Origin of the sequence: Paenibacillus aestuarii (assembly GCF_027789125.1) — a bacterium.
Taxonomy (GTDB): Bacteria; Bacillota; Bacilli; order Paenibacillales; family NBRC-103111; genus Paenibacillus_E; species Paenibacillus_E aestuarii.
This window is the reverse complement of sequence record NZ_JAQFVF010000067.1, coordinates 1-6,652: the sequence shown is the minus strand read 5'-3', so window position 1 is coordinate 6,652 and position 6,652 is coordinate 1. Positions and strand designations below refer to the sequence as shown.

Here is a 6,652-nt window from a genome sequence, read left to right as displayed (position 1 = left end):
ATCCCCTGCTTCACCAAGAATACCTGCAAGTGAAATCGCGTTAATCCCTTTAACAGCAAGCATTGATTTAGCAAAAGGAATGCGGTCTAAAACAGTAATAATCTCTGCCTCTACTATTTTAAGCTGCTCGCACGCAAGATCGTATTCGGCCAGAAGCTGCTTTAAATGAAGCTTGTACGCATATGTAGCTTGTTTAGAACCAACAGAATGACTAGCAAGAGCAATTAGTGCTAGAGCCTTTCTTTCGCCAGGCTGACGTTTCATTAGGGACTTCCATCCATATACCACATCTTGAGGCTCTAATTTCTTCATTTCTTCAGGTGTTGAAAAAAGTCGTAATGTGGCCAATGAGCCTTTGCACATAAGGTCTTTAAAGACTTGCCGCAACTCGGGAAACACAACGTCAACCCAACGATGGATTTGGTTTTTAGCACTAACGAGTCTCGTCACGACAGAGTCCCTGTTTGAGAGAAAGACTCGAAGTTCTTCAAAGGCTTCAGGAGTGTTGCGAGTGAATGAGTAGTAGCCGTTCTTAACCATGTCAGCGATGACCAGAGCATCCTTTTTGTCGCTCTTTGATGGCGTATTGTCGCGGTTTTCTTTATTCTTTTTTACAAGATGAGGATTAACGAGAACAACTTCATATTCACGCTCGGAGAGCCATTTAGAGACGTTTAGCCAGTAATGACCGGTAGGTTCCATGCCAACAATAGCCGAACTAAGGCTATGAGCTGCTTGCAGTGAATGAATCCATCGAAGAAGATTTTGAAATCCTTCTTCATCATTCGTAAAGGATATTGGATTACCGACCACGATTCCACGAAAATTAACTGCACGTGCGACATGTGCTTGTTGAGCGATGTCGATCCCGACAACGAGATGCTGAGCGGTAATTTTTTTCAATGAGTTGATTTTGTTTGTTCTGAGCTTTAAACTTCATAGTAGAGCGTCCTCCTGGATGATGGGATTTTAAGGGCTATGACCCGTTGCGTACTCCCATCGTACCGAGGCGCTTGTTTTTTTGCAAAGCTTAAGATTAACGCTCTACAGGAATGCTAACGTGTCCCGTTAGCGCAATGAATATTAGTAAATATCCTCATTATTTAATAGCTCTCTTAGCCCTTCAGTAAATATGAATACAGCGTTCATTCCTATAGTAAATTCAATGTAAATATTCTCCTCATGCGATCCACCGATTTGTGCGTAAACGAAAATGGTATTACTAAAATCAAAAGGAGAAGCACAGGGATGAAAATAATATTTATCCACCTGAATGCCTATGCCTTGTTCCAAAATCCATTCATAAGAACTCCATTTAAGCATGTATTTTAATACATTGTTCACCATGCGTCATTCAAATATTCTGCCCGTTACTTCAACGAAAACGGCAGCCAGCAGCCCTATTCATTATGGGGCTATGCCATTCATTTTGGAGAAGCTCTTCCATTGTTGGAACGACCACACAACCAAAGACAGCGTATGGCAGATAATCATCGAGCCACATCGACTCGTAAATTTGTAACTAGTTTGTTGAGCGAGCTATCTAAACAAGGTGGAAAAATATTTTTGTTGATTAAATCATATCAAAGGAAGGTCTGGAATCGGGATCCTGAAGTGAAGCAATTGTATTCCCGCGTCAATCGAAAATTCATAAAACCTGTACTGCTCATGATAATGATGCTTATTATGCCAAAAACACGCCTATTCGGCGTGTTTCATTCCCCTTGGTTACCCCTTTTAGAGTCGTCTCACCAAATTAAATTACATTTAGGGTTATTGGGTGGAACCAAGGGAGATCGAACCTTTAATTCAGAATTCAACTGAACCGGAAGTTGCTGAGATCAATCGAGACTAGCAGCAGATCCTTGACTGGCTCCAGTTTGGGTCCACGAAAATATGCGCGGCGTTTTGTCGGGAAACGAAGCCCTTCGATCTCGACGAAGTCGTAGACATATTGCGCCGCTGGAAAGCCACCTGAGACATCAACATGGTAGTCGAACCTGCGCAGCAGCAAATCATCACCAAAGTAAAAGTCTTGCTCCTTGCTATGACTGGCAATATGTTCGGGAAACCGCACACGCAAGCCGCGCCAGAACTCGTTGCCTTCTTGCCAGGGCGGGATTTCGTTGACCTCGAATCCTGGCATGGCCATAAAAAAAGGCGTTGTCAGGTATGTCCACATAGCGTACCCGTTGAAATATGCTCGATGAAGCTGGTCCCACGGTGTGTTCATAGTGTGGTTAGCAAATGAGGACCTTGGATCTTCTCGCTCACGGACGGTTTCCCCAGAGAGGGTCTCAATCGCAATACGATCAGGCGTAAAGGCTGTACGCCAATCCGGTTGACCAAAGGGAGTAACAGAAGCGATTTCCGAATGTAGAGCGACTGTCATCTCACGAGGATTGGAATCTTGTACGAGTCCTTTCATTGCCCATAATCCGCCACCGGTGACGATCGTGGCAGTCAGTGAACTAAATTTTTTCCATTGGTCGATTCCACCGTGCGCGTCAACGACTTTTGCCAATAGGTTGTTCATATGCTCCTCCTTAAGTTGATAGAAGATTCGATAATGCCAATGAGTTTTAATAAATCACCTTCCATTTACTTTACAATCATTACAGCACAATGAGCGTGCTGGACCACTTTATGGCTTACACTTCCCACGAATAACTCTGAGAAAAGGCTGAGTCCCCTGCTACCCATTACGATAAGGTCGTAATCTCCTTCTTTTGCCTTCTTGCATATTAACTCTGCAGGATCTCCAATATAGTATTCACTATCATTTTCTATAGATGACCCTGAGAGGACCTGTGCGGATTCTTCTAAAATCCTTCTAGCTTCCTCTTCTTGCAATTGTTCGAGATCTACCCCGTAAGCAATTGTATTGATATTATTCCTAGGGATGATATGAAGCAGCGTTATGCGGGCATTTTTCCCGGCGTTTTGTGCTTGCCATTGAGCCGATTTCAATGCATGTTTGGAGTGTTCGGAACCGTCAACTGGAACCAAAAAACGTTCATACATGTTGTCATTCTCCTATCTATCAATTCATGATTTATTTAAGAATGATTACGGTGATGTAACTTTAGAATAATAACGATTAAATTTGACTGAATAAATCAACACATAGATAACGATTAGAGCAGCAAACAAATTTAGTAGAATCAACGAGAAGTTTAAATTAAAAAATTGAGACAGGACTCCGACACCAACAACCGGTACAATGAATCCGGAGTAGGCGCATAAGTAAAAAGCCGATATAACTCGTGGACGTTCTTCTGATTTCGGCAATTGACTGGCAAACCTCAAAGAAACTTGAAACGTCCACCCACCGCCGATTGCTTGAAAGAATATGCCAGTCCAGAGCAAAAATAAATTGGCTGTCAGACCAGAAAATACTATGCCCCATGATCCAATAGCAAGTAGTAAGATTCCAAAGCGCATCCGTGAGACTGGATTACTCGGCCAAGGAACGTACTGAGCCATGGCCCCTCCTCCAAGAAGCAACAAAATTAATAGCCCAGAAAAGGAGAGGTTTGAAGTGTGAATAACATTTTTGATGAAAGAAGGTATTAGAGAAAATGCTATTCCTTGAATTGTGAAAACAGTAAAGATCGGCAGTGCAACAAATGACCAAAAATGTGAACGAATACTATCCGGCACACCGAGTGAAATCTTAGACTTAACCGGTTTTTGCATCAGGGAAACCTCCTGCTTAGGAAGAGTTTCCAGAATTAATAATGAAGAAATTAGCATTACAAGTAGAAACCAGTATGGTACTCGAAGTGGCTGCAGATGTAAATATTGCAAGATTAAACCAGCAATAGCTGGACCTAGGCCAAAGCCGATGAGTATCGTTGCTCCAGATAACTTTATCGCTGTACTCACTTTATTTGGAGAGATTTGTTTTATTAAAAAAGTAGCGGCAGTACCCGTAAATGCGCCATAAGCAACACCTTCCAATATCCTTGCAGCATATAACATCCAAACATCAATACTTCCTAATAAGAGCATAGTTGATGCGATGGAGATCCAGACACTGCCGCGAAGTACTCTTTTCAAACCCCAAGCGCTGCCTTTGGCTCCCACGACAAGCAATGTCGGAAGCAGGAAAGCAGCATAAATAGCAAACAAAATGGTAATTTGCAGACTACTCAATCGATAATGTTCACTATATAAAGGAAATAACGGTGTAATAAACGTAGCACAGCAGGACATTATTAGAAAAACCCAAAGCATTCTTTTCATTTCAGTACTTCCTACTTTTCATTTTAATTTTACTTACTAGTTGATAAGTTTAATTAATAGATAAACCGCCTTTTAACTTCTAATAAGACGGTTTATCTGATTTAGAACTTGAGATAATACATCCTTTCCCAATGTACGTTTATATTGCAAAGCACCTTTTATACATGACAGTATGGTATAAGCTAATGATTCAACATCTTCTGATTTTTGAACGATATCTTCATTGTACCTTTCTGTAAGAATATTTATTAAAACGTTTAATTCAAACTTACTTACCTCCTGTACTTTTTGTCTTATAATATCAGGTAAGGATACAAAATCAGATTGGAAAGACGATATTGGACATATCCCTTCCCCGCTTATTTCAATTTGTCTTGCAATGAAATGCATAAGTTTCTCTTCTACTGTCATCGTAGAATTATTTATGAATAGTAAGAGATTCTCTAAATTTTGTTGCATCCGCTCGGTAACGGCAACTCCTAAATCCTCCTTTTTTTCAAAATGATAATGAATGCTTGCCTTGGTTACACCCAGTTGTTTGGATAAATCATCGTAACTTATGGCAACATAACCTTTTTCTCGAATAAGTTTTAGTGCGAGATCTAATATTTGTGTTTTTCGATTTTCCATAACAACATTCTAACTTACTAGTAGGTAAGTGTCAAGCCGAACGAGGATATTCAAATTCATCTTACGATAATGCTCATTACGGGCTACCCCTTTTCGACAATCAGTCAGCCCTTTTCATACATAGAATCATCCAAATTTGCCCATAATAACAATGCAAAGCTCTTGTTTGGGGGAAAATTTATGTCGGTTGCATCTGGCTCGCCTGCAGCTTTAGTGATTCAAACAATCACCGTGGCGAACTGCTCGTCATTTACCTACGTTGGACAGCCATCTTAACAGCAAGTCCTGTCAATACGCCGGACATGATCCAACGCTGTGCCTTAAGCCATGTCGGGCGATTTAAACGAGAAGATTACGAACGCCTCTCGGATTTTATTGCGGGGGACCATCAGAATTAAAAGCACACTCATTATAATCCATATACCGATCAATATGATTCTGTCCAATGTCAAAATAACATAACACCTCGTTCAAGTGAGATGCGCTCATTATCTCCAATAGACCAAATATTATTATTGAGCTCTCCTGCCCGTTCGTATTATGAGGTCACCAGAACTTTCTGGTCGACCTCATTTTTGTATGGTCGTAAGATAGCGGTAGCCGGGGATCGAACGATTCTGCCCGTGGGACCTGGATCCCGAGAGCTATTCAGTTCATCCCCCCTACTTGTTAAACCATGGTTAGGCTGGTTGGGACGTGATCCCGTATCACATGCGATAGTGTGGAAGACAAGAAGGTTAGGGGTTGCCGGTGAAAATACTACGGGAGTGATGACATGAATCCAGTCATTGGTTTGGATGTATCAAAGGGAGAGAGCCACGCACAAGCTTTTTTAGACCGCGGAGTACCTTATGGGAAGATCTTTAGGTTTAATCATGATCTTGAAGGGTTAGCGTCTTTTCTAAATTATATTAAAGGAGTGGAATCAGCTGCAGGGATACGTCCCGCCATTGTTATGGAAGCAACAGGCCATTATCATAGCTCCGTTGTTCAGTTTCTGGATGAGCACCAGTATTTGAACATCGTCATTAATCCTTTAATCTCACATAACGCCAAGAAAACCAATTTGCGACGGTTGAAGACGGATGCTGCTGATGCCCATCTATTAGGGACGCTGTTCTATAAAGAAGAGTTTGAACCCTACAAAAAGCGGGGTCAACATCTAATGAACTTACGCTATCTAACACGCCAACATGAATCTTTAACGGGTATGTATGTCCAAACAAAACTACAGTTTCAGGCTATTCTGGATCAAGTATTTCCTGAATATCATGGCGTGTTTGGTGACCTTTATTCAAAGGTTTCCCTTCGATTTCTGGCTTTACACCCGACATCTAAAGAGGTCCTAGAAATGTCCGAGTTGGAGATTACAACTGCAATCGGACGTCTTACTGGACGCGGCAGATCCGTCTCATGGTGCTTGGAACGCGCTCAAATCTTAGGGGCTGCAGCAAAGCGAAATCCCTTTAAGGAGACGGCTTTTTCAAGCCATTTGATCTCCATGCAGCAGCTCATCAAATTGCTTCTTCAATACCAGGACCATCTAGCAACCCTTGATAAATCGGTAGAAGCCCTGGCTGAAGAATTACTAGAATATGATTTAATCCAATCGATACCCGGTATTGGCACTAAGATTGCTGCAACAATTTTAGCTGAGATCGGGGAAATCGATCGGTTTGATCACGCAAAGAAACTGGTGGCCTTTGCCGGTGTTGATCCAAGTGTTTTTTCATCAGGCAAGTTTGTAGCTACCCAAAATAAAATCACTAAGCAT

At 41.6% G+C, this 6,652-nt stretch carries 6 protein-coding genes and 1 pseudogene; 1 reads left to right on the top strand and 6 read right to left on the bottom strand.

The genetic code is table 11. The annotated features are described in order from the left end of the window. The 6 genes and pseudogenes from O9139_RS24165 to O9139_RS24140 all read right to left on the bottom strand — a co-directional run. Nucleotides 1-940, bottom strand: a pseudogene (locus O9139_RS24165) (IS110 family transposase); the annotation flags it as partial. A 143-nt stretch (nucleotides 941-1,083) separates the two neighbouring features. After that, nucleotides 1,084-1,347 (bottom strand): hypothetical protein, encoded by a 264-nt coding sequence (locus O9139_RS24160; protein ID WP_270884321.1) that lies wholly within the window; start codon nucleotides 1,345-1,347, stop codon nucleotides 1,084-1,086. Nucleotides 1,348-1,816: 469 nt separating this feature from the next. Then, nucleotides 1,817-2,536: a hypothetical protein gene (locus O9139_RS24155; RefSeq protein ID WP_270884320.1), complete on the bottom strand. Its 720-nt coding sequence runs from the start codon at nucleotides 2,534-2,536 to the stop codon at nucleotides 1,817-1,819. A 65-nt stretch (nucleotides 2,537-2,601) separates the two neighbouring features. Continuing rightward, nucleotides 2,602-3,024 (bottom strand): universal stress protein, encoded by a 423-nt coding sequence (locus tag O9139_RS24150; RefSeq protein ID WP_270884319.1) that lies wholly within the window; start codon nucleotides 3,022-3,024, stop codon nucleotides 2,602-2,604. Nucleotides 3,025-3,069: 45 nt separating this feature from the next. Next, on the bottom strand, nucleotides 3,070-4,248 hold the full coding sequence (locus O9139_RS24145) for an MFS transporter (RefSeq protein WP_270884318.1): 1,179 nt from the start codon (nucleotides 4,246-4,248) through the stop codon (nucleotides 3,070-3,072). A 72-nt stretch (nucleotides 4,249-4,320) separates the two neighbouring features. Next, nucleotides 4,321-4,878, bottom strand: coding sequence for a TetR/AcrR family transcriptional regulator (locus tag O9139_RS24140; protein WP_270884317.1), 558 nt, complete (start codon nucleotides 4,876-4,878; stop codon nucleotides 4,321-4,323). Nucleotides 4,879-5,653: 775 nt separating this feature from the next. Here O9139_RS24140 and O9139_RS24135 point away from each other — a divergent pair. Further along, the coding region (locus O9139_RS24135; protein ID WP_270884305.1) for an IS110 family RNA-guided transposase at nucleotides 5,654-6,652 on the top strand (999 nt) is incomplete at its 3' end.

Excerpts from the sequence above, each read along its gene's own strand:
- O9139_RS24160 (WP_270884321.1), bottom strand. The coding sequence starts at position 1,347 with ATGGTGAACAATGTATTAAAATACATGCTTAAATGGAGTTCTTATGAA.
- O9139_RS24155 (WP_270884320.1), bottom strand. The coding sequence starts at position 2,536 with ATGAACAACCTATTGGCAAAAGTCGTTGACGCGCACGGTGGAATCGAC.
- O9139_RS24150 (WP_270884319.1), bottom strand. The coding sequence starts at position 3,024 with ATGTATGAACGTTTTTTGGTTCCAGTTGACGGTTCCGAACACTCCAAA.
- O9139_RS24145 (WP_270884318.1), bottom strand. The coding sequence starts at position 4,248 with ATGAAAAGAATGCTTTGGGTTTTTCTAATAATGTCCTGCTGTGCTACG.
- O9139_RS24140 (WP_270884317.1), bottom strand. The coding sequence starts at position 4,878 with ATGGAAAATCGAAAAACACAAATATTAGATCTCGCACTAAAACTTATT.